Origin of the sequence: Bacillus sp. FJAT-29814 (assembly GCF_001510715.1) — a bacterium.
GTDB lineage: Bacteria > Bacillota > Bacilli > Bacillales > Cytobacillaceae > Neobacillus.
Window position 1 is genome coordinate 170,471 of sequence record NZ_LMTJ01000001.1, and the last position, 26,018, is coordinate 196,488.

Sequence of the window (26,018 nt, forward strand, 5' to 3'; positions counted from 1 at the left end):
TGATAAACGCACTTAATGCTCCGCCTTGAAGCTTCATTCCGCTTGCAAGGAACTCCATATCAGTCATTTTACCGTCCATACCGACTGCATCAATGACAACATCAGCGCCGCCTTTGGTGATTTCCTTCAGGTAACTTCCTACATTCTCATGGTCCTCAAAGTTAACAATTTCTACTTTGTTGGTGCGCTTTGCGTGCTGCAGGCGATAATTGACATAATCAACGGCAATGACTCGCTTTGCCCCTTTTAACCAACAGAATTTTTGAGCAAAAAGACCAACGGGACCACAGCCAAGAACAATAACTGTATCTCCATCCTTTACACCTGCATTGTCAACACTCCAAAAACCAGTAGTCATCGCATCGGCAATAACTGCTAACTTTTCATCTGGTTCTTCACAAGTCTCTGGAATTTTGAAATGAGTAAAGTTGGCAAATGGCACTCTTAAATATTCAGCTTGCCCACCTGGATAGCCACCGGTCGTACCAGAATATCCGAAATAGGCACCCATATCACCATTATCATTTGAATTGTCACATTGGCTTTCCAAATGGTTTTTACAGTAATGGCATTCACCGCATGCTATATTAAAGGGGATAATTACTCGATCTCCCTTTTTTAGCTTTGTCACACCTGGACCAACTTCTTCGACGATTCCCATTGGTTCATGGCCAATAACATAGTTTTCTTGCAGGTTAGGAATCATGCCATGAATTAAATGTAAATCAGACCCACATATAGCTGTACTCGTTACTTTAATAATCATGTCATCTGGTTTTTCAATCTTTGGATCTGGAACTTCTTTGACTACAACATTTTTAATACCTTGATACGTTACTGCCTTCATTGGTTACAGCCTCCAGTGTTAGTGTTCATCAGGTGTCCGGTCAAACATACCTTTTCTATTGGTCTCAACAGGAAATAGATTCATTTTGCCAATCATCAAAGTATTGTTGGCAGAGAGTTGGTCTAATTGATATTGTTCACTTAATTCGTATGGATGGAACCATTTTTTACTAATCATTAATTCTGTAATTTCTTGGTGCATGGCAATCCCTTGCATTAACTGGTTTCGTAAGACCGTTCTAACATCTGGTGATGCCGCCTCCGTTAAAGCGACAGCAATATTACGCACACCTTCTTTGGCACGAAGAAGTAAATCCATCGCAAATGTAGTATCTGCTAGCTCTGGTACGTGTAGCGCGTTTATAGGGTCTAAATAGTCCTGGTTCAATGAATTTGCCTCCTTTTCAATTTACTATTGGTGTTGGCCGGTTTTGAGGAACAGGAGCTTCAAAAGGCGCACGTTGATAAATTGCCTGTAATTCACTAAGCGCTTGCATAGATTGTTCAACATCTTTTTGCATTAATGCTCTCAAATCATGATCAAATACCAATCCTTGCATTAGTTTTGATTTCGCTAAGCAAAGGGTTTTGAAATTAATAACTTCATGTAAATCCAATGATTCATGATCGGCTAATTTTTGATTATCCATTTCTAAATAACCTCCTTATTCATTAATAGAATCAATTGTATTGTTCCAAAAATAGGAGGGATACATTCTTTAAGTTTTTTTTTATATTTGGTAAATTATCTTAAATGGTTGGAATATTCATAAAGGAGGAGAAATTCATTTATTGTGATGGTTGAGGATGATTGCTGCGACGGTCTTGTTTTTCTTGTAGCTAAAAAAATGTTCAACCAGAAATATCTGGTTGAACTTATAATACGAAAGGAAGAAGAAATGCCTCATCTTTTTTACTCTTATTGTTTATTAAGAACCTTCATCTAAGAAAAATCGTATTTATTATTAAAGAGACGTCTTATAACATACATTGAAAATCTGACCAATAAAAAGGAAAAAGAAAGCGAATAAAAAGTGGTTTTCCAATTCCACCCCTTTTTATATTTAACAAGTTGTGTATTTTTTTCTAGCCATAGCTCAGTGATAGTCATCGGTACACTGAAATACAGAACTTTTAAAAGGCACTGAAGGATGCGAGAATCCTTTGTCAGTTGATTATAAAGGACACAAGAAATTGGGAAAAGGATGTAGTCAAACACCACACTTGTATTAACTTGTTTTGGAAATCTGATGGGATATTTAACATAACCTTTATTTACAACCAGGTTATCGACCAATGATGCATAATAACTTTTTATAAAGAAAACAAGGAGCCAGTCCTTTGCAAGTGGCTTTTTAATTAAGTAAATAAAGGAACTAATACCAAAGAAATAAAGCAATTTTATAAGGTTTTTTTCAAATTTTCGACCCATGTTTAGCACCTCCATAAGATAGGTTATCTCTGATGCAGGTGGTTATACCTAGGACATACGAAAATTAGATAAGGAAACAATGAATAAACAAGGCTCTATAGTGATATAAAATTGTTTCTTAATTGTGAACACTTTCACCTAAACAAACGGGCAGAATTGTTGAAGAAGCTGATGCATCAAACAGTAGTGCAATAGCCTGTCAAGGGGGCAGATTGCTAATTTAAGTGCCGAAAAAAACAACTTAATTAGTTGACCAGGTTATAGTGAAATTATTAAAAGTGGATGAAATAAAATTAAACATTGATGATCGTTAAAGTTATCAAAATTTATAATTGACGACGCTTTAAGTGAATGGTTATCCTACGCGGAAGAATTAATGGAGGCTGCAGAGCTGTTGTGGGAAAAAAGTAATAGTTCACTGGAATCCGAGATGTATAACAAAGTGAGAAATGGTTGGGAATCTGGTATGGGAGAACGAGTTGAATATTTTTTTATTAATAAGTATGAATAGTAATTTGTAGTTTGTGACATCTTTAGGAGGCAGTGGTAACGGAGCAAATCCAAAAGAGGTTCTAGTTTCTTTTGTAACTACTTGTTATACAGCAACGCTTACGTTTGTACTTGAAAGTAGAAAACTACCTGTTGTAGAACTATCAGTAAATTCTGAGGCAAATATATCTGAAAATGAGTTTAAAATTACTCACTATCCGCATATCGTTTTATCTGCTGATGCAACAGAAGAACAAATTCAGTCGGCCCAAAGAGCAACTGAAGCTGCAGATAAAGGATGCGAAGTGGGAAATTTATTGAAAAAAGCAGATGTTAAAATTGAAATTCAAGGTAAGGTTTCTTCGAAATAATCTGAGTAATTAAAAGATGTAGAAATACATATTAAACCTTTCAAATTAAACGGTCTTTTAAAATTAAAGCGGCGGTTATGCTGGATTTTTTTATCTGAATTATAAATCACTTGTAAAAACAATAGAGGGAGTGTTACAAATGGCAATGACCATTACAGAAAGGGCATCAGAAGAACTAAACAAAAAAATAGGGGATCATAAGGGATATCTTAAAATTAAAAACGTAATGGAAGGGCTTGCCTGCGGGGCAGGAGTACCTACTTTGTTTTTTGTCCTATCCAGAGATGAAACCCAAGACATTCTATTTGAGACTAACGATCGTCCTGTATTGTTGGAGAAATCAGAGCTCATTTTTTTTGACGACGAGGACTTAAAAATTGATTACTCGGATTCAATGAACAGTTTTCAGTTAAAAAGCCCACAGCAAATAATAAATGGAAGAATGTCATTTATTATGAATAAAATAATTTGATTAAATTTAGTCTTCAACTTTTTGATCTTCCACAATACCAACCAATATAATCATCAGTTATTCAAGAAAAGGGCGCAATTGTTAAATAAGCGCCTCTTTTTCTTCATCAACTAAAAGGAGCGTTTCTACAATAAGTAGAGACGCTTTTTTCTTATTGAAGTAACGGGAGATTAGCTAAAGAAGGAAATAGAAAATAAAAGTAGAATTTATTTTAAGGATTGAATTTTTTATTCCAAGTCAGAATAGGTAAACAACGATTGATTAATTGGGAGTATAAGATGAAAAAATGAAAAAAGAAATAAGACGGCTTTTTTAAAGATACCCTAATTGAGTTTATATTTGAAGTGGTTTGGAACATCTTAATGTTTATACCAAGAATGATAATTCGCTTAATAGGAAACATTTGGTGAAGTAGTTAGTCAGAATAGAGCTATCGAGGGCGATTGCAAATAAGAGCAGTTTTTTTTTACAAACAAGACAGCATCCCTGTAATAAATGAACTGTAAAAACGGATAAGTTTGTGAATAAACGCACTTAAAGGGTGCTTTAATAAATGAATTGTAAAAAAGGTTAGGGAGTGTAGAAAATGTCTGAAATGACAACATCCATTGTCTTGTACGGTGAGTTTGACAAAAACAATACAAATAGTTGGCTTACCTTTTACGATTACGCTAAAAGACTTTCAAAAAGCCTGTCATTTGAACCTAACTACGTTGGAATGATCGGTGAAGAATTCAAATCAGGGAAAGTTTTAACTGTAAAGAGAACTGAGAAACGCCTGTTGAATTCGTTAGAAAAGGGTAGTTTGTTATCGTCACTTGCAGTATATTCCTTGCCTAATGATTTCACACAGGCTGCTTTTGATTATAACTTTTATCTAGGACGGAATGGAAATGGAAGAAATCAATACATCATTCTAACATTTCCAGGAGAGTTGTATGGAACAATGGAAACAGCAAGCATAATTTCTGAATTAAAAGGTTTTATACAATTTGAAAACGGACAAGTACTTGAAATGTCTAGATACGAATGTCCGATGTTTTATGCTGCAAAAGTAAATCCTCCAAGTACCTATCAGTCTTTAAAGATAATAAAAACATTATAAAAAAATAACTAGGACCTTCTTGAACTACCGGGTAGCTTTTGTTGGGATGATGTGATCACTACGGTGGTCATTTTTTTCTTGTTGAACAGGGCAGGTTAAAGATGGAATTACATAATATATACAGAAATATGTTGATAATATTGGAAGTTCGAGGGGGAATAAACGAAATGTATATAGGAATTGGTATTCTCGCTTTAGTATTCATTATAATTTCAATAATCCGAACTTCATCAAACAGGAACTGGAAATTAATATACACTGCATACGGTAATGAGGAATACTTTAAGATAATTGCAATATTAAAAACAGAAGGAATAAAGTTAAAAATTGATACTCCATACAGAGGCACCGATACCCGAATTAACCGTTTTAAGGATAATACACAATATGATATTTATGTAAAAAAAGATGAAGAACATTTAGCTGTTAAAGCGTTGCAAAAAAGAAATAATCTTTAATAAGTATAGGGGCATTTTAAGAGTCGCTAATCCTATTTGTAATAGGGGTGAGAAGATGCGTATTTTAATGGTTTTAATGTTATCCCTCTTTTTAGTATTTGGTTGTTCAAGAGAAGCAAATAAAAACAATAGAACAACAAATCAAGGTGAAATTGAGCAAGTGAATAATGATAATGGAACAGCGACTCAAGGTAAGATTGTGGATGGAAAAATACAAGGATATATTGTTTTTCTTAAAGATTCAGACATAACTATATTAATCAGTGATAAGAATTTTAATATTATAGATATGAACCTTTCTCTTAAAGAATTGCAGGTTAAATATAATGACTTAATGTTACTAATTTTAGACGAAGTTCCATTAGACATAAAATCAGGGGAAAAAGTAAAGATAGGATTTAGCAAAATTTTAGAATCCTACCCACCGAAGGTTGAGGTTACTGAAATCGTAAGAATGGATAATTAATATAGTCTCACTGAACTGGAATATAGTCGAAAAATGAGAAAAGAAAGTTCCTCATAAGGTGTTCATTTTTGAATAAGATTGTGAATAAAAATGTACCACTGGGGGCTAATTCTTCTTGAAAGTGGCAGGATAGTTGAAGAAGGAATTTCTCTAATCTTGGAAGAATTTATATTCAAAGATATGTTTAAGGAGCTTGTGAAAAATATGGAATCCAATAGTAAAAGCGAAGTAAAGCTACGAGATATCACAGAGGAAGATCTTCCTATCTTTTTTGAACAACAACTAGATTCAACGGCGAACTATATGGCTGCCTTCACAACTAAAGACCCCACTGATAAGAACGCATTTTTTGACCATTGGACAAAAATTACCGCTGATGAAACCATCACAATTAAGACCATATTATTCAATGGCATTGTCACTGGACACGTCTCGAACTTTGAACAGTTCGGCGAACCCGAAGTAAGCTACTGGATTGGGAAGGAATATTGGGGGCAAGGTATTGCAACTAAAGCGTTGTCAGAATTTCTGGAGTATATTAAGGTACGTCCGCTCTATGCTCGTGCCGCTAAAGATAACCTAGCCTCCATCAGGGTATTGGAAAAATGCGGGTTTAAAATCATCTCTGAAGATAAGGGTTTTTCTAACGCAAGAGGCAAGGATGTTGAAGAATTTATTTTGAGGCTTGAACCTTATGATATGTAATAAACGTAATACGATTGGAGCGGTTCTTGACTAAGAAATCTTCTGTTGTTTTACTAACGGCTTTTATTTAATGAACTGATCATATACCATTATATTCTAAGCGTTTGCGGGTATTCATGGATGGTTGTATGAACTTGGATTTACCCAGGTTTATAAATTAGAGATTACAGGCTGCAAGTTTATCTAAATACTTGCGGCTTTTCTTATTGCAAAACCGGGCAGGTTTGTTGAAGAAGGATATTTTCTGTTTTAAGCGAATTATAATTTCAATTATAGGGCACTTTTCTTTAGTAAGAAGGCGTCTTTTTGATATGCCCCTACACATAAAGGGATTAGATTTTGTAAGGTAAAAAAATTATGAACATTTTCACTTAAACTATCGGGGGCGAGAGTTCAACAGGGAGTTGCGGCGGAGGCTCTTTTCTTCTTAAACAAACGGGCAGTTTTGTTTAAGAACGGGGATATATTATTAGCCAATAAACAAATAAATCTATCCAAGAGGGACTCTCTAAGGATAGATTTATTTGAAATTCCAGCGATCTAAACATTCTTTAGTTGGCAGGATTCTTCTTCCAGTCACTTTTCTTTTACTAACAACTATCCCGCAGTGTCACTTCTTCTTAAACTCCTAATAATCTAATTGACGTAAATACAATAAGATTTCATTTTCATTTAGTTTTTTAAACTTATACTTACGAACTTGGCTTTCAATTTTCTTTTTGTCATCATCTTCACTACTGAATAAATCTACTATGTGCAAAAATACTTCTGTCAACACAGTTACTAATCCACCTGACCATACTGCCCCTAATTCCCAACCTAATGTTTCTGTATCAGAAAGTTGTGACTTCGCTAATTCATCCATTTCTTTTTTGTATTCGCCTTTGATTAGAATATATTCTTCCTTATTTCTAAAGGCTAATAGTAAATCTTCAGCATTATAAACTTCGAAATAAGCATTTTCCTTCTCTAATTGTATTAATTCATCTAGCACAGTTCCTTCACTTTTCTCTACTGTTTTCGCAATGGCTTGAATTGTTTTGACTGAATAATGACTGACACTTTTTTTATTAACACTTGAAAGCATTTGCTGACTGATTCCAGTTTCTTTAAATACATCGTATCGTTTTTTCCCGTTCTTTTGCAGATAAATATCTAATAGACTCATTTTAAAATTCTCCTTCCCTATACTAATTTATTTTTTACTAAATTATTTTTTACTTAATTTTATTTTAGCATATGTGTAAAAAATTGTGAATTGTTATTTTGTTTAATAATTAATAAATTATATTTTTTTCGTTATGTCACGTAAGTTTGTGAAAGTTGAATTCATTCTTAAAAATGGCTCTGTATGAACGCGCACAATATATAAGACCTTGTGAAGTTTTGCAATTAAACTATAGTGTGCGTTTCTACATATAAGTGGGGACGCTTTTTTATTGAAGTAACGGGAGGCTCGAGAGCAAGATCGCTGTGGCCGTCTTTTTATCTTGTTGAACGGGCAGGTTAATCGAAAAAGGATATTTAGGGAAAGGAAAGAATTGTATAAAAAAGGGGTGAGGCTAAATGGATAAACTTCTCCAACAATTACAAAGAATTGGCGTACATTACATAAAAAGTGATAATGTGATCATTTTAGAAATTTATGAGAATAGATATAAATACGCTTCTGAAATAGATAGGCTTATAAATTAGCTTTTTACCCAGCTAAAAAGCAGAATAGATACAAAGAAATAAGTATGTAGCAGAATTGAAGAAATGCAATTAAACCGGGGCGTTGGTTTATTTTGGAAAGGGGAGTAACATGGAGATTTTAGAACTGCCGATAGAATTTGAATATAATGGACAAAAAAATCTAATCTATCCCAGCTTAATTATTTCTAATAATGATTTAACGTTAGTAGATACCGGATATTCAAATTTCTTACCTCTAATTGAAAAGGAAATCAATAAAAAGGGATATGAAATAAAGAATGTAAAGAATATTATTATCACTCACTATGATGATGATCATATGGGGTCCCTATATGATGTTAAAGCAAAATTTCCTTGGATTAAGATCATAGCTAGTGAGATTGAATCAAAATACATTAGTGGTGAGCAGAAAGCGGAGAGATTAATTCAAGCTGAAAAACTCCTTGAAAAATTGCCCATGGAAGAAGTCGAATTTGGCAAATGGTTTATTCAGCAACTTAAGAATTTGAAGCATGTCTCAGTTGATGAAAAAGTAACTGATGGCAGTAAGATTTTAGATGGGAAATGTACGATTGTTCAAACTCCCGGTCATACATCAGGTCATATTTGATTATACTTTCCCAGTGTTAAAGCGGTTATTACTGGTGACGCAGCTGTTAATGAAAATGGCAAATTGGTCATTGCTAACCCAGATTTCTGTTTGGATAATGGGAAAGCAGAAGAGTCCTAGGATAAGATTAAAAATTTAGATGCAAAAACTTACTATTGTTATCATGGTGGTAAATTATCCTTATAAATGTGTGGCGTTAAATGTAAATGAAGCCAGACAGGGAGCCTTAACACAAAGAAAAAATGAGCCAAAAGTAGCAAGTTATTATACACGAAATGCGTATTTTTGACTCTTTCTACATTTTAAAAAATACTGCTTTTTAATCTTTTCTAATTGATTTCAAATTAAATTTTATCAATCAACTTGTTCACTAACTCTCTTTCTTTAACAAATTCAGCAAGAATTTGTTGGTTGCGAGTAACAAGTTCGACTAAGTGGTTAATGGCGGTTGATTGTTGCAAAACTTTTTCATTTAATAAGTCTATCTGTTCTTTTATATCTTGTCTTTGCTTAGAAGCATCGCTTTCTAAATTTAGTAGCTGTTCAAGTAATTCATGATTGTCTGCAGGTGTAACTGCATCTATATGAGGTGTGTATTCTGGAGAATCAATCAACCCGCGACTTTTTTGGAACTTCCAAAGACTAGCATTAATATTAACTTCTTTGTTCACCTCAATTTCTCCTGAATGGAGCCATTGATATTTTAGCATTATGACATTATTTTCTAAAAATCGATCAAGGATTTGAAATCTTCCTGAGGCGTTTTCATGTATGGTTCCGTTGGCAAATTTTTTTGAAGGTTTAATTCCTACTTCGGGATGATTCATGATGTTTCACTCCTTATACATTCGATATCAAGAGTTAATCTCGTCAATTGGCATACCTTAGTATACTGAATATTTTTTAAAAATATTGGTGCGTTATATAAATTCTTCAGATATTTAATGTTTTTTCATAATAGCCAATAATCTGGGGATGAATATCAGGGAACATATGTCACGGCCAATAAGGGGGGAGGGTATTCTTTGCGGAGGTACCCTTGTGAACATAGAAACGATTATAAGGTGACAATGAATGTTTCTCGTGAAGACCTTATTTCTGCCAACGGAAGATGGGGACCTGGTGAAGTTATTCCAACATATGATGCAGCTTCAGTTCGGTACAAATGGGGCTTTAACACAATAAAAAAAGCTAAAAATATTCAAGTTTTTATATACTACTCGCTTATTTTTAGCTCTTTTTACTTTACTACCATTTACCTTTGAACTAATTCCAGCTTCTCACCATTCGGACCTTGGAAAAAGGCAATTTTAACAGACCCGTTTAAAATGCTTCTTGGTGCTTCATCTACCAATTTGACGCCTGCTTCTTTTAAGCGAACGAGTTCAGTTTCTATGTTTTCAACAGTAAACGCCAAATGGTTGACGATGCCTTCGCCTTCACCATGGCCGCCATAGATGAGTTCAATCTCTACAATTGGCTGCTCCGGAAAAAATAAGAAGGCTAGCTCTACAGAATCATTTAACCGTTCTCTATTTCTTAATTCTAAACCGAGGTTGTTTTGATAGAACGCTAACGACTCGTCCATATCTTTCACCATAATCCCCACATGTTCCATTTTCACAGCTGATTCCTCCTAACGGAAATAAGGTATGTATCATACTATTATACATTTTCACCCAACCCAAGTTAAATAAGAATACAAAAATCACCACAGTTTCATGGACCGTGGTGTGAGGCAAGTTTTCCATTCTCTATTCTTTCAAAAAGACCCAGTTGTTCATTCCTTCACGGCTTTCCCTGTACCCAAACAAGTGCTGCAGTCTTGGACATGGACAGATTCAAAACCTGAAGAGTAAAATCCCTTTCCCGAGCAATCAGGGCATATTCCTCTTTGAATTTTTTTCTCTCGCCGTTTTTCACTGTTAAAAAAGGCTAATAAAATCATGCTCACACCTCCAAACTTTCCCGTTAGTATCCCCCAAAAAAAGGGGAACATGTCTTTGACCAAGCCTCTTAAAGACAAAACGGCATAGGAAAGAGCGGAAATTGCCTTTGATTTGTAATTATCTGGATAACTAAAGACATACTCAAAAGTCGTCGGTCAGGGACGGATTGTAAAAGCCCGATTGGATAAAGCTATTGGTTTTAAACGATCTCCTACCAATGTTCTTTGTAAAGATGCTTAGCGGGCATTTATGACTTAGTCGTTGGATGGCTGGATAAATCGATTTAATGGCGTGACAATAAAATACCTCGACCATTATTTGAGTTGGTTACAATTATTAGACCAAATCAGCCATCGAAATGATGACATAACAGTTAACAAGATGATTGTTGAAGGTTGCAAGTTCTCAATGTGTGCTACCTATGATAAATTTAGGTTATCGGAATTTCCAGAATAGGGGACTTATAAGGAGGAGCAATAATTGGGTGAAAAATTATTAAGAGTTGGAACAACTTATATCCCAGTTTCAAATGTAGAACTCTCTTCAGAATGGTATGTGAACCAATTAGGAGCTGAATTGAGTTATAAAGATGAAGATAAAGCTATCCTTAACCTTGCTAATCAAAGCATATTTCTTGTAAAGTCTAATGAAAATCAAAGCTCAAATTTTTATGATATTCATGGCGAAGAACGTTTTTCGTTAACATTTGAAGTCAACGGGTTAAGTGCTTTAGAAGCTATACATAAAGATTTTATTGAAAAACAAATTAGAGTTGGAGAAATTGAAAACAGAGGACACTCAGGAAGAAACTTTGTTTTCTATGATATAAATGGAAATAAATTTGATGTTTGGAGTGAATTGAGTCCAATATTTAAAGAAAAATACTTAATTTCCAAATAGGCTATTTTAAATCGATATATCTAGAGGACTCAATAACTATTGAGTGCTCTTTTTATTATAAAATCAACGATATCCTTTAACATAGCTTTATAAAAAATAGCACCGCAAAAGCGGTGCAAATCAACATACTAACAAATACATTACACGCAGTCTATTTACCAACCGCGGATTGCGCGGCTTCCTCACGGATTTTCTTTGCATCTTCTTTCAGCAGGAATCCTTGCTTGATTACATCATTAGCAGCTTGGGTGACACCTGATACATACGATCCGTGGTTACGATAAAGACTCTTTAATTTTTCGGGACTAAACGGTTCATGCGTTCCAAACAGGTAGCAGAAACCGCCTCCACTGTTCATACCCGTATTTGTTGCAGTTGGTACGGCATGCTGAGGCAAACGAATGCCACCAAGGGCATTTCCATTACTGTCACGGGCTATGACAACAGGGGAAGTGGATTGCACTTGGATTCGTTCACCCTTTGGCGGCGCAATTCCATCTCCAATCCAGCGAACAAGATGCTCATAAGCGGCATTGACAACGTAGCCAGTCGGGACACGGCTTAATGCAGGTTTTTGGCAAACAGATATGTCTGCTACAGGGAGGTGATCACGAATCAGGATATTGGTACGGTAGTCCGAGCCACCGCCAACGTGAGACGCACCAGCCACTTCATAAGTGCGAAGCACATTGGAATCATCCTGTCGTGCTGCCACTTCCCCAAGCGTAATCAAATCATTTTCTGTATTGACCTTAATGACCTTCGTATCAAGGTCCGTTCGCAGTTTGCTGCCAGTTCCAAGGTACATCATGTACCCGTCAAAGATATTGGTAAGAGGATGGATCTTATTATAGTAACGCACAAGATAACTCTCGGATTGCGAGGCGCCAGCAGCAATCATCAGCTCCGGCTTAAGATTGCCTAATGGATTCACGCCAACTGGATGGAGGACCGCTTGAGCTGCTTGTGAATAGATATCAAAAGCCAAACGGTCATCGACAATCTTGCCTCCATCGGTGACATCAAGTGTTCCATAACGAACCGGACTCCAGGCCCGTAAGCCGCTTGTAGGTTCACCTGCCTTATCCCCTTGGTGAACACCAACACGTTGTGCCGATACTCCGACATAGGCATAACCTTCCCTGAGGAAATGGTCATAGGAAGACATCCACATCGCGTCAAGATTGTATCCGCTCGTAACATTTAACCATTCCAGAATGACCTTCCCATTAAACTTTTCTGGTGATGCCGGACGCCGAACCAACATACGTGATTTGTAAGGATGATCAGTGGAGATAGGAGTGGCGATCTCATACGCTTGGGCGGTACTATAGCGTGTCGCTTTTCCTTCGAAAAAGAATTCCTCCTCTATGTACCCATACTTGTCTAAATCAATACTTGTCGCCAACTGCGGATAATTGTGGGAAGGATCTCCCAATGGACTTGATGGAACCGGCCCGGAAACAACAGGATTGCTAACATTGGACGCAGCTGACTTCTCCTGAGGTGCAGGTTGATCTGCCATTGCTGAAGAGTACAAAGACAGTGTTAAAGATAAAGCGGTTAAAAGAATAAACGGTTTTTTAAAAAACTTCATACCTAACTGTCCCTCCTAATTAAAATTGGATGTAAAACAGACTTCATCATCGCTCCTTTCTTCATAAGTGCTAAGGTTTAAAAGTTTAAGTTTCTTGGAACACTCGTTGTCTAATATAAGGATAGCAGTTAATATCTGAATATTTCTACAACTAGTGTTAGTGATTTATTGACATTTCGTAACACGAAATGAATAAAGATTGTCTAACTTTGAAATATCATGTATCTATTTTTTTGAAAGAGTTTAACGGATGATTACGAGACGAAATTCGTTATGGTGAACGGTGACTTTAATTGTTCGCTAAAAAAGAATTTATTAATTTTCACCACTCACACTGTTCCAGTAAGATGTCTTGCTTAATCGGGTAGCCAATAAAAGTAAAATAATCGGAGAGCTTCCGGTTAAATGCAGAATAGAGCTCGTTTTTGAGAAAATAAGGGGGGGGGTTTCCATGCAAAGCAAATTCCTTCAATTTCACATTTATCGCGTAAATAGGCGGAATCTCTCCGTCTATTTAAGCCTTTTTTAATAAAAGTTACTAATTAGGCGAAATTTCTCCGTCTATTTATCAGCTCGGGTGCTCAGGGCAAACGTAGATAAGGAGAATAGTAATAAATCGTAGCCACTAACACTGCCGCATTTTCATGTGGTAGTAATCGACTTAATCGGAACCTACTCCATTAAGTAACCCATAATATTACAATTTATTGAAATCTTTAAAAAAATATTTCAACGATGCTTATACATTGCTATACTATTTATAAGTTTTTCAATTATCTGCAATTACCTCCATAATTCTACATTGTTTGCACTTTTATTCACTTCTGTTCTTTATTCATGTCTTGCATTTTCTCTAATTTTCTTCTCTTCTGCGGATTAAATTCTATTGGGAGGTGTTTTTCAAAGATTATATAAATAGCACTAATTAAATTCCACTTAAGTATGTTTTCCTCAACAAAAGGCTCTCTACTGATACTCACGATTCTTTAGGCTAACTTTTCCAATGATAGTTCTAATTTTTTTTAAGGTATTATTAAAATTATAAATTTGGGAGGATTTCATTATGGCTTCCATGATGGTTAATCGTGCTTGCCCTCAGCGTGGCGGTTTAGCAATCGATGACGATTATTATAAGATAGGGGAGAGGTACATCTACTGTTATTGCTGCGGATACACTTATTTTCGTGAACAATACTTTGATGAAGTGGAAAACAAGATTAAATTAAAGGAAGAAGAATCCAAAGGATACGGAATGTTCAGACTTGCAAAGAAAGATGGTTCCAAAGATTTATATAGCATTGATACCCCTATTACGAAAGAGTTAATAAATGAGTATAAAGAAAAATTAGAAAAAGATAATGAGATTGATTTGGAAAAAAGCAATTTGGTTTCTTATTCTGACGGAGAATTTACTGTCTTGTTCGGTGAGGTGCCATCAAGATATCTCATTTCATATGAGGAATATAAAAGGAAGGGATATCTTGATGTCATGAGAATTTAACGTATTTTTTCCGATATTTACCTTGTTAAACCAGTGTTGTTGCAATTGATGGAAAGGATTAACGTCTTAAAACAATAGTAAGGAAAGCTGAAAAACTATATAATAAATTCATGGATGGTGAACAAAATGGAAACCAAAATATTGGATTTGTTAGAAAAAATGAATGATAGACAGGAAAGAATGGAAGAAAAGCTCGTACGTATGGATGACAGACAGGAAAGAATGGAAGAAAAACTCGTACGTATGGATGATAGACAGGAAAGAATGGAAGAAAAACTTGAACGTATGGATGATAGACAGCATAACATGGAAAGTAAACTAGAACAAATTGATGATAGACAGTATAACATGGAAACTAAACTAGAACAAATTGATGATAGACAGCATAACATGGAAGCTAAGCTAGAACAAATTGATGATAGACAACATAACATGGGAGATAAACTTGACCAGGTATTTGATACGGTGAAAAGAATCGAGGCTTCCCAAAAAGATGACGTAATCGGCCTTCTAAAATTACAAAAGAAAAATCTTGATTTCGAAGTGGATTATATTAACAAAAGAGTAACAGAAATGGATAAAAGATTATTCAGCCTTGAAAAAAGAGTTGAAATTTAAAATGAAAATGTAACAAAGTGCCAGGCACCCTTCAGAAAATATTCAAACAAATAATGATAGTCCATGAACTTGGATAGCTATCCAGGCGTTTTAACTAGATGTCAACATTACAACAATAGTCAATCATAAAAATTATAAAATATCTAAGTCAACTTAGTATGAGAAATAGTAGATTAAAGCAACGCAATCGCGTTGCTTATTTTTTTGTTAAAAATACCGGACGACTTTCTCTGCCAAGTTTTATAAGTGACACTGTGGAAGCCAAACATCAACTTGAGCTGCTCACGACCCAAATGGAACGGATGTAAAATGCAGATTAAGCCATGTGCGTCTCAGGATGACCCGTATACCTATCCAGTCTGCTTCATGGATGAAACAATCCCGAACCAAGCAATACCAGAGATTAACACATAGATTACTTCAAAGAATACAACAGAGAAATATATATACTTGTCTCCACATTACGAAACCCGAATAAAAAGTCAATCCGCAAATAAAAACCGCTTATCCGCAAGTAAAAGAATGCTATAGGCAAATAAAAACCGCTTATCCGCAAGTAAAAACATCCTATCCACAAATAAAAATAAAACTCACAAAAAATTTTTTAAACCACCCTGTCCTTTTTAAGTCCTAATCGGTATATAGAGGGTGAAGCGGATGAGCCGATGCATCGGTCAGCCCTTCAAGCAGGACGAACCAGTCCATTGGTGATTAAAAAAGAGGAGGAAATAGGGTGAGCAAGTTATTAATCAACGAAAACCCGGTGATGATCATTCCATCACTGGCAGTAAAAATTGGCCTGAACGAAGCTGTGATCCTGCAGCAAATCCATTATTGGGTTCATGGAAGCAGACATGTCATTGGAGGTCGGAAGTGGATTTTTAACACGTATAAGGAGTGGCAGGAACAGCTTCCGTTCTGGTCTGAAAGCACGATTAAACGGACCATTCACTCGCTGGAAAAGCAAGGATTGCTGCTATCCGGGAACTGGAATCGGTCGAAAATGGATAAGACCAAGTGGTATACCATCGATTACCAACAGCTGGAGGAACTGACAGAAGGGGAGCAAATCACCCCTTCAGAGGAACCACATCGAGCCGATCATGAGACAACGGCAGCAGAAACAGACCCAAACAACAAGCAGGTCGACTTATATGAGTTGTTGGATGACAGCGTAGACGAATCGATGCCAAAACAAGCAACACCAGCAACGGTACCAGAGAAAATACCAGTTGCCGAAGTCATCCAATACCTGAATGAAAAAACAAATGCAGCTTACAAGCCAAGCAGCCCGAAAACAAAGGAACTGATTCGGGCAAGGGCAAGAGAAGGGTTTACCCTGGAGGATTTCAAAGCGGTAATCGACTTAAAGGCGGCGGAATGGCTGGAGGATCCGGTCATGTGCAAATATCTCCGGCCGGAAACATTATTTGGGTCGAAATTTGAGGCCTATCGCAACCAAAAGTCATGGAAAAAAGAGCTAAACGAGGAGGACTTTGATTTAGATGAATAAGCGGGAAACATTTGCCCTATTGAAAATGATTTCGGTGTTTTATGAACAGTTTAGTTTTGATCAAGAGAAGGTGAACCTTTGGCACGAGGCAGTGAAGGACAGTACGTTTGTCGACATGGAGGAGAATCTGCTAAAACACGTGCGGCAATCACCTTTTCCACCCAAGGTGTCGGAGCTTTACATAAAGTCCACTGGATCAGGAATTGTTCCGGATCCAGATAAGACAAAGGTCATCCTCACCCGTCATGATGTGCCGGCAACGAACGAAGTCGTACAGAAAGAACTGGCCAATATCAGAAAGCTATTGGGCATAGAAAGGGAGAAGCAGGATGACACCATTTGAACCTTATAATCAAGAAGCGGAAGAAGCGTTTGTCGGGTCCTTTTTCCTCGATGGTGACTTAGTAAAAGAGTGTAATGTTCGCCCGGAACAGCTGCACCTTCCGCATCTAAGACTCATTTATGCGGGCATTCGTAGCCTAGTGGAAACAGGAAAACCAGTTGACCTGGTTACGATACTCAATGAAATCGGAGTAGAGCGAATTCGGACATCCGGAGGGATGTGCTACATTTCCCAATTGGCAGGCAGTGTGCCAAGTATAGCCCATTTTCGCTCCTATGAAAAACTGGTCAAGGAGTACGACAAAAAACGAAAGATGATCGCAGTTGGTCAAAAAATAATCGACGAGGCAACCAGTGAGGATATTGACAAAACACTAAGGGACGGCATCCATGAACTCATGACAATTGAAGAAGAGCAGACCGACGATGACACGGGTGAAATCACCTCATCATTGGTGGAGTTATTTGTAGAGTGCGAGCAGGAGCAAGGTGAAATGGTCGGAATCCCCTCCGGTTTTCATAATTTGGACAGGTTGACAGGCGGATTTCAAGCTTCAGACTTGGTGATTATCGGGGCACGGCCAAGTATGGGGAAGACCGCATTCGCGCTGAATTTGGTACTTCAAGCAGCAGAAAATGATGTGAGCCTTGTTTTTTCACTGGAAATGTCCAAGAAACAGCTCGTCAAGCGAATGACCGGATGCACAGGGCGAATCGACAGCCTCAAAATGCGGAATCCGCAACAGTCGTTTGGGGACGAGGAGTGGGAACAATTTGCCAATGGAATCGGAAGACTGTCAAACCTGCAGTTGCATATCTTTGACCGGGCTGGAATGGATGTGGCCTATATCAGGTCAAAGGTCCGCAAAGCGCGCAAGGAATATGGTGAGAATAGGCGCCTCCTTGTGGTGATTGACTATTTGCAGCTTCTTGAAGGCGATAGAAAAAACTATCAAAACCGCCAAGCAGAAATCAGCGAAATCAGCCGGGCGCTCAAGACCATGGCAAGGGAACTGAACGTCACGGTCATCGCCCTCTCGCAGTTAAGCCGGGGAGTCGAATCCAGACATGACAAACACCCGATTCTCTCGGACCTTCGCGAAAGCGGGCAAATTGAACAGGATGCTGACCTGATCGCATTTCTGTACCGCGACGATTATTATCATAGCGATTCGCCAAAGAAAAACAGGATGGAAATCATTCTGGCAAAACACCGCAATGGACCGACCGGGACCATTGAGCTCGGGTTTAACAAACAATATGGGGCGTTCGTTAACCTCTAGGCATAAGTAATAGCCCCTAAGGCGACCTGAAGTTTTTTAAAAAATAATGAAAAGGGAAGTGTTAATCATGGGAAATCGTAGAGGTATTAATGTTGAAATTTGGGAAGAACCATTTTTTAAAAAGATGAATGTAGAAGAGAGAAGTTTTTATATTTACCTGCTTACGAATAGTTGTACTACTAGTATCGGAATCTATCGCATCTCAAAAATACTGATCGCTCTTGAACTGGGTGCTTCGAAGGAGAATGCACAAGCATTACTAGACCGATTCTGCTTTGAGTACGAGTTGATTCGTTCTGATTTTTCCGTTCTCTAGTTTTTTTTTCTTATATTTCTTCTAACAGTATCTGGGAGTTTACTATATAATTTAAACTAAGAGAACGTAAGTATTGAGAGGGATGTTATTTTGTTAAAGATAGGAGAAATTATTAAAGGATCTTTTTGGCCGGAAATTGTTGAAATTAAGCATTTTGAAGAAATTGACGATGATTTATTTTTAGTTGAATCAATTGGGCGTAAAACTAATAAATATTATGAGCAGTATTTAGATAGGGCGCAACTATCACAATTAGAAAACATTCAAGATGAGGAAAGTTCATTTAACTCTGAAAGACTGCAACACTATTTACAATACTACATTTTAAAGACAGAGGATAAATTTTCGAAGGCTCGTGCGCGAGGAAACAAAAAGATTATCCCCCTTCCACACCAAATTGAAGCAGTGTATAGTCGCATGTTACAGTCACCTCAAGTACGATATTTATTAGCGGATGATCCGGGCGCAGGGAAAACGATAATGTCGGGTATGTTAATACGTGAGTTAATTGCAAGACAAGCAGCAGAGCGAATTTTAATTTTAGTTCCCCCGATAGTACTGAAACAATGGCAGGAAGAGCTAAAAGATAAGTTTGGAGAAGAGTTTACCATTGTAAATCGAAGTTTATTAAATAGCTCAAGTGAAGTAAATCCATTCGAATCACATGACAAAATAATTGCATCAATTTATTGGGCTTCACGTGAAGAAATTAAAGCATTTATTTTAAAAGCACAATTTGATTTAGTAATCGTTGATGAAGCTCATAAAATGGCTGCATATACACATGGCATCAAGAAACGTAAAGTGAATCGTACGAAAATTTACCAGCTTGGTGAGAGTTTACTACGTCATACAGAGCATTGCTTATTACTAACGGCTACACCCCATAAAGGAGATAAAGAAAATTTCCGACATTTAATGAGTTTGGTAGACCATGATATTTTTTCACGTTTAAATACAGGTGATTCTATATATGAAAAGAGTAATCCTTTTGTTATTCGTCGTTTAAAGGAGACAATGAAAAATTTTGATGGTACTCCGTTATTTCCGAAAAGAACGACAACGACAATTACATTTGATTTAAGTTATGGTGAACGCGAGCTTTATGAAGATGTAACTGCTTATGCACGCGAGCATTTTAATCGAGCAAAACAAAATAATAAACCAAACGTAGCATTTGCGATGATGATTTTACAACGTCGTCTAAGTTCGTCTTTAGATGCTATTTATTTATCCCTAAAACGACGTAAAGAAAAGTTAGAAGAATTATTAGAGTCTGAGTTAACGGCCAATAAATCAATTGAGCCATTTGACTACGATGAACTTTCAACAGACGAACAAGAAGAAATAGAGACTTTAGTTGAAGGAGAAACTGATGTTATTGATATAGAGGAACTAAAGTTAGAAATAGAAATTCTAGATGGATTAGTTCGTAAAGCAGGGATGCTCGTAAATCAGGATATTGAGCGTAAATATATAGAGCTTGAAAACACGTTATTCGGTCAGGATGGATTGCTTTCCAAAGGAGAAAAAATTCTTATTTTTACGGAATCAAAAGATACTTTATATTATCTTGAAAGAAAGCTCCTACAACATGTACCTGAAGTCACAAAAATTGTTGGGAATTTTTCGATGGATCAACGTCGTGAACAAGTGGAGCGATTCCGAAATGATGTCCAAATTATGCTTGCTACAGATGCCGGGGGAGAATCTATTAACCTTCAATTCTGTAATCAAATGATTAACTACGATATTCCGTGGAATCCAAATCGTTTAGAACAGCGTATGGGACGTATTCATCGTATTGGACAAAAGAATGAAGTATTCGTTTTTAATCTTGTTGCGAAGAATACACGTGAAGGAGATGTACTGATACGTCTACTTGATAAGATGGAACAAATGCGCACAGATTTAGGACAAGATCAAGTCTATGATATTATTGGTGAGGTGCTAGAAGAAAATAATATCGATTTATCTCACTTAATGGAGGAAGCAATTAGCGGCCGTGAAAATTTAGATGAGCTGATTGCACAAATGGAAAAAACATTATCTGAAGAACATGAACGATTATTAGAATTAGCTAAACAAGAACGCTTAGATGATTCCAGTTTTGATTTACCGGGTGCAAGACGTGCATATCAAGAAATTTCAATTAGCAGTATGCCATCGCGAGTCTATGGTGAGTTTGTAGTAAAACAGTTTGAAGAAACACGTATTAAAGTAAATATCTCAAATGATGGCAATACAGTTCGAATTGATCGTTTCCCTAAAAATATTCGTGAACTAATTAAGAAGCGAAAATATTCTTTAAGAACTGATGAATCATTACGGTTTACATTAAGACCAGATAAACAAACAGAACAGTTATCTATATTACCGAATGACCATCCATTAAAAAAATTAGCGATGGAATTAGCGAGTCAAGAGTTACAACAAGTGGCTTTACCAATTTGTACAGTAAAAACGTATGTTAGTGAACCTTTAACATTAGAAATTAGCCGTATTAGTGTAGTTGATGGTACAGGCCGAGAGTTAGAACAAGAATTAATGTTATTAGCTAAAAGAGAAACTGGGGAGTTCATTCAAGTAGATCCGTATTTCCTATTCCAAAAGCAATTTGAATTAATCAATACAGTAGGTACAGAAGATAAATCATTTAAAAAAGAATCTATTCTTCAAGCAAAAAAAATACTTCAATCTGTTCAAATGAAACGTGATGATTATTTAAACAGAAAGAGTACTTATTTACGTCGTTCATTTGATGAACAAATGCAAACGCTACAAGAAAGATTAACAAATTATTTAAGTGATAACTTAAATAATAAAAATAGCGCATTAATTAACCAAACCTATACTCAAATTGAAGACTTAGAGGAACGTAGTAAAGATAGGCTTGAAGATATTGAAAGGGAAAGAAGTATTCAGTTACGGTCCATTAAGCCGATTACACAACTGCATGTACAACCAATTGTAAGTGCAGCACGTATTATCCCAAAAGATTTCATAGAAGCTGTAAAAGAGTATGAATATCAAAATGGACGATTAAATATCCGTGCTAAGAATGCATTTGGCTTAGTCGATTTCACGAGTGAAGAAGCAGAGGGGAATACACGATTTATTTTATTAACACCGTATTTAGAGTTGCTTTCACAGCAATTGGAATTAAATGATTACCAAGAATTAAATGGATCAGTATATGTTTATGTGGTAAATCAACAACATTATATCGTAGAAGAAGTGAAAATGGAACAAATCATTGGAATTTAATTAGAGAGAAAGTTATTTGGTTACTTAACTAAACATTTGCAAAGAAAAACGGCATTTCATTTTTTGCAAGAGTTGATTCCAGATGAATTGAGAAAAGAACTTGAGGGACCGAGTAAATAATATTTAGGCTGAGCAAAGAATGTAAATTCTTTGCTTTTTTTATTTTTGTAAAATCCAATTCAAAAATGCTACATGAATCTGTCAGGTTAATAGCTGTTGCTGATAATCTGCTCTTAAAAGGAAATTATTTGTTCAACCAATGGATTACAAGAATTAAGGATCATCTGCCGAACTAGGCTACTTTTCTAATTCAAGGAAGGGTTATGTAAATATTAAATCGTTTATCTTAAGAATTGTAGCAAGCCAGCACAAAAAATTGCTGGCTGATTTCGTTTTTGTATTAAAATAATAGTGTAATTTCCCCATTTTTAATAATATCTCTCTTACTTTTTACACGAAATTAAACCTAAATGGGGAAGGTATAAGTTCTTTTGTTTATACAGTTTATACATCGAATTATAAGAAACAATTGATCCTGATATTAATGTCGATATCTTAGTCCTCTAAGTATATGCATTAGTTCATTAAATTCTTTTCCCCCATCAATTGCTTTATTTAAGATTTTTATCCATTCCCGCCTATAAGTTAAAAGAGCAACTGAAGAACTACTATGTATGCAATCAATACTTAGTCTCAATTGAGTTGGATCGTCACCCAACCACTCTATAGTATCTTTTATTAAGACAGTAATTTGTTCCCATGCTTGTACAGCTAACTCCAAGATTTCATCTTCAAAAGGTTCTAATCCCCAATGACGCACGATACATGGTAATTGTTCTTCATCGTTACCCAATATCCAAAAAACATCCATATCTTTACTAGATTTGGCATTTATTAACAGATATCTCACCATAAGAAAATCGCTACTTGAAATGGATCAAGCGGCATACGCATTCCCATTTTTAACCTTCTTCCTTCAGTTATACCAAGATAAGCACTCCTCTATGGTTTTAACATTGATTTATGTACTACAATATCACGCTTCTTAAATAAGTCTGCAATCAAGGGATCTGCATTTGTAATTTGACGTCTTTCCCTGTACCATTGCGTAAAGCAAGTTCTATTTTTTAATTCCATTTGAAGTATCTGAGGAACTTCTTTTATCACCCTTTAATTTGATGAATATTCCAATGAGCCTCTTCCAATCTGTCGTAGGCACTAGCGATAACTCCTCTTATTGATTCAGACATATTTATCCACCCTTGTTATTAACATCCGCCAAAATACGAGGGTTGTATATTTGTTTTGGAAACTTTTGTATATTGAGAAAAATAGTTTATAATAGTAATAGATTCTATTTCAATTATTTTTCATAAAAAAATCAAATTACCAAGGGGGGATTATGTAATGGGAACATCGAAGAAAAACATGAATAACGAAATTAAAAAAATGCTTAAAGAAAAACCTTTAGATCAACTGAATGTTTTCGCTCCTGATATCTCAAAAGTAGTTTTATCTCAAGAATCGTTAACAAAGTCTTTGGATAATGAAGAGGTAGTTAACACCACTATTGAGGTAGTAACTAAAAGGTTTATTTCATTAGGTAACAGTGGATATAAGGGCAAAACAAAAAAAGAAATAATTGAAGATGAGCTCACGCAGCAAGAATTTTTAGAAATGATACTTAAAGAAATAGAAGACGGGAGCAAAATTAATTCTAAAGTTTTAGAGAAAGCACTTAAAATTGTTATGACTCAATTACTAGAAGAAGAATCCTTTGATGTATATGTGTTTTCACAACTATTATTTTATCAGGTCGTCTACCAACTTCTTTTAAGTGAACTATACGAGACCCTAAAAGATAGTTATGAAGATTTATCATATATACAGATAAAGAAAATGGTTACCTCGTTAACAGATAAAATAATGAATAACGAAGTGTGTTCAAAAGTAAATGATTTTGTTGATAGGAAGGTCTCATTCAGCAATTTATTAGAAGTTATTACTAAAGCTACAGATAATGCTGAATTCGGGGTATTTTAATGGCGCTAGAGTATAAATTCCTTGCTAACCTACACAAAGATCTATTGAAAGATTTTTCATACAACGATGAAGAATCAAACCTTATACCATTAGATTTTGTTACTATAATGGGTAGTATCTATTGTGCAGACATATACGAATCAAAAGTTGGAGATCGACCAAGAACGATAAATTTAGATATTCCACTTTTTCGTCCTAATATATGGGAGAATGCTAAAAGGGATATTGAACAACTTGCTAATTGGGTTTCAGGTGATGAATATAATCTAAGTTTTTATGAAAATAAACTTGAACCCTTCGAAAATATAACACTTTCTATTAACTCTGATTTAAACACTACATTATTTTCGGGAGGATTAGACTCATTATCTGGAGCGTTTTTTAACTACAAAAATGGAGTAAAGAGCGATTACATTGGGTTCATTAACAAAAATGAGGAAGCTACCCGACAAAGAAAAATTGCTGAATTTTATAGAAAAATAAATAGTGCGGAGTCTAAAATCCTACTTATAGACAAACCAAATCTAAGAAAAAATACCTACACCCAAGCAACTAGATCACTACTGTATATGGCACTTGCAGTCGCCAATGCCTTTTTTAACAACTCAAATGAAGTGTATTTGTACGAAAATGGAATACTATCATTAAACCCAGAAATCTCCGGTAGATTCACAACAAAGACAACTCACCCCAAGACAATATATATGTATAATAATATTCTATTTAATCAGAATTTTGATATAAAAATAAATCACCCTTTTATGTTTGAAACAAAAGGGCAAATTATCGATAACATGGATAAGAATTTTAAATCACAAATAAAATATACTTTTACGTGTGGTCAGAGTAGAACTCATCCAGAAAGAATTCATAAAGGACAATGTGGTATATGCATTCCTTGCTTACTTAGAAAAATTTCCATTGCAGCTTATGATAATGAAGAATATGATGATAAGTACTATTATGATTATAATATAAAGTATTCTGATATTACAGAAATTGTTTATCGAAAAGATTATGAATCCAACATTCAGTACTTCATGGACTATTTTTATCTAATTAGAGAGAAGCGAATTCACCTTGAAATGGATGTAAAAAAGGAGTATTATCAAGGAATTGAGGATTACTTAATAAGAAATAAACAAATGTTAGAGAAGTTTTCAAATGAATTTGAAAGGTTTTTAAACAAGTATGACCCTAATTGATACTCATGTCCACATTGATTTTTATTCATATCCAGATCAAATAGCTGAGAGTTATGAAAAGAACCGTATTTATACTTTATTTGTTACAAATTTACCGGAATTATATGAAAAACATCAAAAGGTATTTAACAACTATAAATATGTAAGGCTGTGTCTGGGTTATCACCCACAGGTTGCAAGCGAATTTGAGTTTAAATATCACTTGTTTGATAAATATATAGATAACACAAAGTATATTGGTGAAGTAGGATTAGACTATAAGAATGAATTTAAGGAAATACGAAGAAAACAATATGAGATTTTTGATTATGTTACCTCATCTCATTTCTCAAAAGGAAGAGTGTACTCAATACATTCAAACCAATCTGAGGACGATGTTTTAAAGGTACTACTAAATAATAAAGTGAAACACGCTATTTTACATTGGTACACGGGGAAGTTAACTACTTTGGATAAACTTGTAGATAATGGATATTACTTTTCAATTAACCCTAAAATGGTACTAACCAATAGTGGAAAAAAAGTTATTGAGCGAATTCCTCGGAACTTGCTGTTGTTTGAAACGGATGGACCATTTGTTAGGATAAATAAGCAAACAATTCACCCAAAAGATATAAAGAATATTTATTTAATGATAGAAAAAATAATACCTGACTTTGAAGAAATAGTGTTTAAAAATTTTAAGCGTTTACTTTTAGAAAAGGATCTTTCAAAGTAATACCATGAATTTATAATTCAATGATTACATAATTACATAATGATTATAATTAAATATTAGTACTAATCATTTTTAGGTAAAGATACCTTACATAATTGTGTAAAAGTAATAAATGGG

Annotated in this window: 26 protein-coding genes and 2 pseudogenes; 19 read left to right on the forward strand and 9 right to left on the reverse strand. The window is 35.4% G+C overall.

Features of this window, described 5'->3' with window-relative positions; genetic code table 11:
• The 4 genes from AR334_RS00875 to AR334_RS00890 form a co-directional block, all read right to left on the reverse strand.
• Positions 1-847: alcohol dehydrogenase catalytic domain-containing protein (locus AR334_RS00875; RefSeq protein ID WP_066303926.1), on the reverse strand; the 847-nt coding region annotated here is incomplete at its 3' end.
• Positions 848-865: 18 nt separating this feature from the next.
• Positions 866-1,234 carry a spore coat protein gene (locus AR334_RS00880; RefSeq protein WP_066303929.1) on the reverse strand — a complete coding sequence of 123 codons (369 nt, stop codon included), beginning with the start codon at positions 1,232-1,234 and terminating at the stop codon, positions 866-868.
• 16 nt (positions 1,235-1,250) lie between these two features.
• Positions 1,251-1,496, reverse strand: coding sequence for a spore gernimation protein GerQ (locus AR334_RS00885; protein WP_066303933.1), 246 nt, complete (start codon positions 1,494-1,496; stop codon positions 1,251-1,253).
• A 293-nt stretch (positions 1,497-1,789) separates the two neighbouring features.
• Positions 1,790-2,278: a CBO0543 family protein gene (locus AR334_RS00890; protein WP_066303935.1), complete on the reverse strand. Its 489-nt coding sequence runs from the start codon at positions 2,276-2,278 to the stop codon at positions 1,790-1,792.
• 524 nt (positions 2,279-2,802) lie between these two features.
• Here AR334_RS00890 and AR334_RS00895 point away from each other — a divergent pair.
• The 6 genes from AR334_RS00895 (at position 2,803) to AR334_RS00920 (ending at position 6,344) form a co-directional block, all read left to right on the forward strand.
• Positions 2,803-3,138, forward strand: a complete 336-nt coding sequence (locus AR334_RS00895) for an OsmC family protein (protein WP_066303937.1) — start codon at positions 2,803-2,805, stop codon at positions 3,136-3,138.
• Positions 3,139-3,277: 139 nt separating this feature from the next.
• Positions 3,278-3,610, forward strand: a complete 333-nt coding sequence (locus AR334_RS00900) for an iron-sulfur cluster biosynthesis family protein (RefSeq protein ID WP_253701143.1) — start codon at positions 3,278-3,280, stop codon at positions 3,608-3,610.
• Positions 3,611-4,196: 586 nt separating this feature from the next.
• Positions 4,197-4,715, forward strand: a complete 519-nt coding sequence (locus AR334_RS00905) for a hypothetical protein (RefSeq protein ID WP_066303942.1) — start codon at positions 4,197-4,199, stop codon at positions 4,713-4,715.
• Between the two features lie 101 nt (positions 4,716-4,816).
• Complete coding sequence (locus AR334_RS00910) at positions 4,817-5,173, forward strand: hypothetical protein (protein ID WP_156431136.1); 357 nt, start codon at positions 4,817-4,819, stop codon at positions 5,171-5,173.
• 55 nt (positions 5,174-5,228) lie between these two features.
• Positions 5,229-5,639 carry a DUF3221 domain-containing protein gene (locus AR334_RS00915; protein WP_066303946.1) on the forward strand — a complete coding sequence of 137 codons (411 nt, stop codon included), beginning with the start codon at positions 5,229-5,231 and terminating at the stop codon, positions 5,637-5,639.
• Between the two features lie 204 nt (positions 5,640-5,843).
• Positions 5,844-6,344, forward strand: coding sequence for a GNAT family N-acetyltransferase (locus AR334_RS00920; protein ID WP_066305150.1), 501 nt, complete (start codon positions 5,844-5,846; stop codon positions 6,342-6,344).
• Between the two features lie 628 nt (positions 6,345-6,972).
• Here AR334_RS00920 and AR334_RS00925 read toward each other — a convergent pair.
• Positions 6,973-7,512: a hypothetical protein gene (locus tag AR334_RS00925; protein WP_216637997.1), complete on the reverse strand. Its 540-nt coding sequence runs from the start codon at positions 7,510-7,512 to the stop codon at positions 6,973-6,975.
• 636 nt (positions 7,513-8,148) lie between these two features.
• Between AR334_RS00925 and AR334_RS00930 the strand changes: the two are divergent.
• Positions 8,149-8,835, forward strand: a pseudogene (locus AR334_RS00930) (MBL fold metallo-hydrolase).
• A 158-nt stretch (positions 8,836-8,993) separates the two neighbouring features.
• On the opposite strand, the gene AR334_RS00935 reads toward AR334_RS00930, so the two are convergent.
• Complete coding sequence (locus tag AR334_RS00935) at positions 8,994-9,476, reverse strand: hypothetical protein (RefSeq protein ID WP_066303949.1); 483 nt, start codon at positions 9,474-9,476, stop codon at positions 8,994-8,996.
• Between the two features lie 428 nt (positions 9,477-9,904).
• The gene (locus AR334_RS00945) at positions 9,905-10,267 is read right to left on the reverse strand and encodes a VOC family protein (protein WP_066305154.1); all 363 of its coding nucleotides are present in this window, start codon (positions 10,265-10,267) and stop codon (positions 9,905-9,907) included.
• Between the two features lie 466 nt (positions 10,268-10,733).
• On the opposite strand from AR334_RS00945, the pseudogene AR334_RS30225 reads away from it, so the two are divergent.
• A pseudogene (locus AR334_RS30225) lies at positions 10,734-11,054 on the forward strand (IS1595 family transposase); the annotation flags it as partial.
• 24 nt (positions 11,055-11,078) lie between these two features.
• Positions 11,079-11,498, forward strand: a complete 420-nt coding sequence (locus AR334_RS00950; protein WP_066303957.1) for a VOC family protein — start codon at positions 11,079-11,081, stop codon at positions 11,496-11,498.
• A 151-nt stretch (positions 11,499-11,649) separates the two neighbouring features.
• On the opposite strand, the gene AR334_RS00955 is transcribed toward AR334_RS00950, so the two are convergent.
• The gene (locus AR334_RS00955) at positions 11,650-13,095 is read right to left on the reverse strand and encodes an alpha/beta hydrolase domain-containing protein (protein WP_066303958.1); all 1,446 of its coding nucleotides are present in this window, start codon (positions 13,093-13,095) and stop codon (positions 11,650-11,652) included.
• 1,063 nt (positions 13,096-14,158) lie between these two features.
• On the opposite strand from AR334_RS00955, the gene AR334_RS00960 reads away from it, so the two are divergent.
• From AR334_RS00960 to AR334_RS00990, 7 genes are all read left to right on the forward strand, one after another.
• A complete protein-coding gene (locus tag AR334_RS00960; protein ID WP_066303959.1) occupies positions 14,159-14,596 on the forward strand; it encodes a hypothetical protein in 438 nt (145 codons plus the stop codon).
• A gap of 126 nt (positions 14,597-14,722) precedes the next feature.
• Positions 14,723-15,214, forward strand: coding sequence for a hypothetical protein (locus AR334_RS00965; RefSeq protein ID WP_066303963.1), 492 nt, complete (start codon positions 14,723-14,725; stop codon positions 15,212-15,214).
• A gap of 733 nt (positions 15,215-15,947) precedes the next feature.
• Positions 15,948-16,727: a conserved phage C-terminal domain-containing protein gene (locus tag AR334_RS00970; protein WP_066303965.1), complete on the forward strand. Its 780-nt coding sequence runs from the start codon at positions 15,948-15,950 to the stop codon at positions 16,725-16,727.
• Complete coding sequence (locus tag AR334_RS00975; protein ID WP_066303966.1) at positions 16,720-17,070, forward strand: replicative helicase loader/inhibitor; 351 nt, start codon at positions 16,720-16,722, stop codon at positions 17,068-17,070. The genes AR334_RS00970 and AR334_RS00975 overlap by 8 nt, the downstream gene beginning before the upstream one ends.
• Positions 17,057-18,352, forward strand: a complete 1,296-nt coding sequence (dnaB, locus tag AR334_RS00980) for a replicative DNA helicase (RefSeq protein ID WP_066303968.1) — start codon at positions 17,057-17,059, stop codon at positions 18,350-18,352. The genes AR334_RS00975 and dnaB overlap by 14 nt, the downstream gene beginning before the upstream one ends.
• Positions 18,353-18,419: 67 nt before the next feature.
• Positions 18,420-18,668 (forward strand): hypothetical protein, encoded by a 249-nt coding sequence (locus tag AR334_RS00985; protein ID WP_066303970.1) that lies wholly within the window; start codon positions 18,420-18,422, stop codon positions 18,666-18,668.
• Between the two features lie 90 nt (positions 18,669-18,758).
• A complete protein-coding gene (locus tag AR334_RS00990; RefSeq protein WP_066303974.1) occupies positions 18,759-21,935 on the forward strand; it encodes a DEAD/DEAH box helicase in 3,177 nt (1,058 codons plus the stop codon).
• Positions 21,936-22,476: 541 nt separating this feature from the next.
• On the opposite strand, the gene AR334_RS00995 is transcribed toward AR334_RS00990, so the two are convergent.
• Positions 22,477-22,788, reverse strand: a complete 312-nt coding sequence (locus tag AR334_RS00995; RefSeq protein ID WP_172799136.1) for a hypothetical protein — start codon at positions 22,786-22,788, stop codon at positions 22,477-22,479.
• Positions 22,789-23,342: 554 nt separating this feature from the next.
• On the opposite strand from AR334_RS00995, the gene AR334_RS01000 reads away from it, so the two are divergent.
• Genes AR334_RS01000 through AR334_RS01010 form a run of 3 tightly spaced genes read left to right on the forward strand, consistent with a single transcriptional unit; the run spans position 23,343 to position 25,901 of the window.
• Complete coding sequence (locus tag AR334_RS01000) at positions 23,343-23,978, forward strand: hypothetical protein (protein ID WP_066303977.1); 636 nt, start codon at positions 23,343-23,345, stop codon at positions 23,976-23,978.
• Positions 23,978-25,183, forward strand: coding sequence for a 7-cyano-7-deazaguanine synthase (locus tag AR334_RS01005; protein ID WP_066303979.1), 1,206 nt, complete (start codon positions 23,978-23,980; stop codon positions 25,181-25,183). Before AR334_RS01000 ends, AR334_RS01005 begins: the two co-directional genes overlap by 1 nt.
• Entirely contained in the window at positions 25,170-25,901 is a 732-nt protein-coding gene (locus tag AR334_RS01010) for a TatD family hydrolase (protein ID WP_066303981.1), read from the forward strand. The genes AR334_RS01005 and AR334_RS01010 overlap by 14 nt, the downstream gene beginning before the upstream one ends.
• The last annotated feature ends 117 nt before the right edge of the window (positions 25,902-26,018 follow it).

What these genes read in the sequence shown, in the direction of transcription:
- AR334_RS00935 (WP_066303949.1), bottom strand. Translation starts at nt 9,476, where the DNA reads ATGAATCATCCCGAAGTAGGAATTAAACCTTCAAAAAAATTTGCCAAC.
- AR334_RS00965 (WP_066303963.1), top strand. Translation starts at nt 14,723, where the DNA reads ATGGAAACCAAAATATTGGATTTGTTAGAAAAAATGAATGATAGACAG.
- AR334_RS00955 (WP_066303958.1), bottom strand. Translation starts at nt 13,095, where the DNA reads ATGAAGTTTTTTAAAAAACCGTTTATTCTTTTAACCGCTTTATCTTTA.
- AR334_RS00890 (WP_066303935.1), bottom strand. Translation starts at nt 2,278, where the DNA reads ATGGGTCGAAAATTTGAAAAAAACCTTATAAAATTGCTTTATTTCTTT.
- AR334_RS01010 (WP_066303981.1), top strand. Translation starts at nt 25,170, where the DNA reads ATGACCCTAATTGATACTCATGTCCACATTGATTTTTATTCATATCCA.
- AR334_RS01000 (WP_066303977.1), top strand. Translation starts at nt 23,343, where the DNA reads ATGGGAACATCGAAGAAAAACATGAATAACGAAATTAAAAAAATGCTT.
- AR334_RS00915 (WP_066303946.1), top strand. Translation starts at nt 5,229, where the DNA reads ATGCGTATTTTAATGGTTTTAATGTTATCCCTCTTTTTAGTATTTGGT.
- AR334_RS00975 (WP_066303966.1), top strand. Translation starts at nt 16,720, where the DNA reads ATGAATAAGCGGGAAACATTTGCCCTATTGAAAATGATTTCGGTGTTT.
- dnaB (WP_066303968.1), top strand. Translation starts at nt 17,057, where the DNA reads ATGACACCATTTGAACCTTATAATCAAGAAGCGGAAGAAGCGTTTGTC.
- AR334_RS00960 (WP_066303959.1), top strand. Translation starts at nt 14,159, where the DNA reads ATGGCTTCCATGATGGTTAATCGTGCTTGCCCTCAGCGTGGCGGTTTA.
- AR334_RS00985 (WP_066303970.1), top strand. Translation starts at nt 18,420, where the DNA reads ATGGGAAATCGTAGAGGTATTAATGTTGAAATTTGGGAAGAACCATTT.
- AR334_RS01005 (WP_066303979.1), top strand. Translation starts at nt 23,978, where the DNA reads ATGGCGCTAGAGTATAAATTCCTTGCTAACCTACACAAAGATCTATTG.
- AR334_RS00910 (WP_156431136.1), top strand. Translation starts at nt 4,817, where the DNA reads ATGGAATTACATAATATATACAGAAATATGTTGATAATATTGGAAGTT.
- AR334_RS00885 (WP_066303933.1), bottom strand. Translation starts at nt 1,496, where the DNA reads ATGGATAATCAAAAATTAGCCGATCATGAATCATTGGATTTACATGAA.
- AR334_RS00925 (WP_216637997.1), bottom strand. Translation starts at nt 7,512, where the DNA reads ATGAGTCTATTAGATATTTATCTGCAAAAGAACGGGAAAAAACGATAC.
- AR334_RS00900 (WP_253701143.1), top strand. Translation starts at nt 3,278, where the DNA reads ATGGCAATGACCATTACAGAAAGGGCATCAGAAGAACTAAACAAAAAA.
- AR334_RS00920 (WP_066305150.1), top strand. Translation starts at nt 5,844, where the DNA reads ATGGAATCCAATAGTAAAAGCGAAGTAAAGCTACGAGATATCACAGAG.
- AR334_RS00905 (WP_066303942.1), top strand. Translation starts at nt 4,197, where the DNA reads ATGTCTGAAATGACAACATCCATTGTCTTGTACGGTGAGTTTGACAAA.
- AR334_RS00945 (WP_066305154.1), bottom strand. Translation starts at nt 10,267, where the DNA reads ATGGAACATGTGGGGATTATGGTGAAAGATATGGACGAGTCGTTAGCG.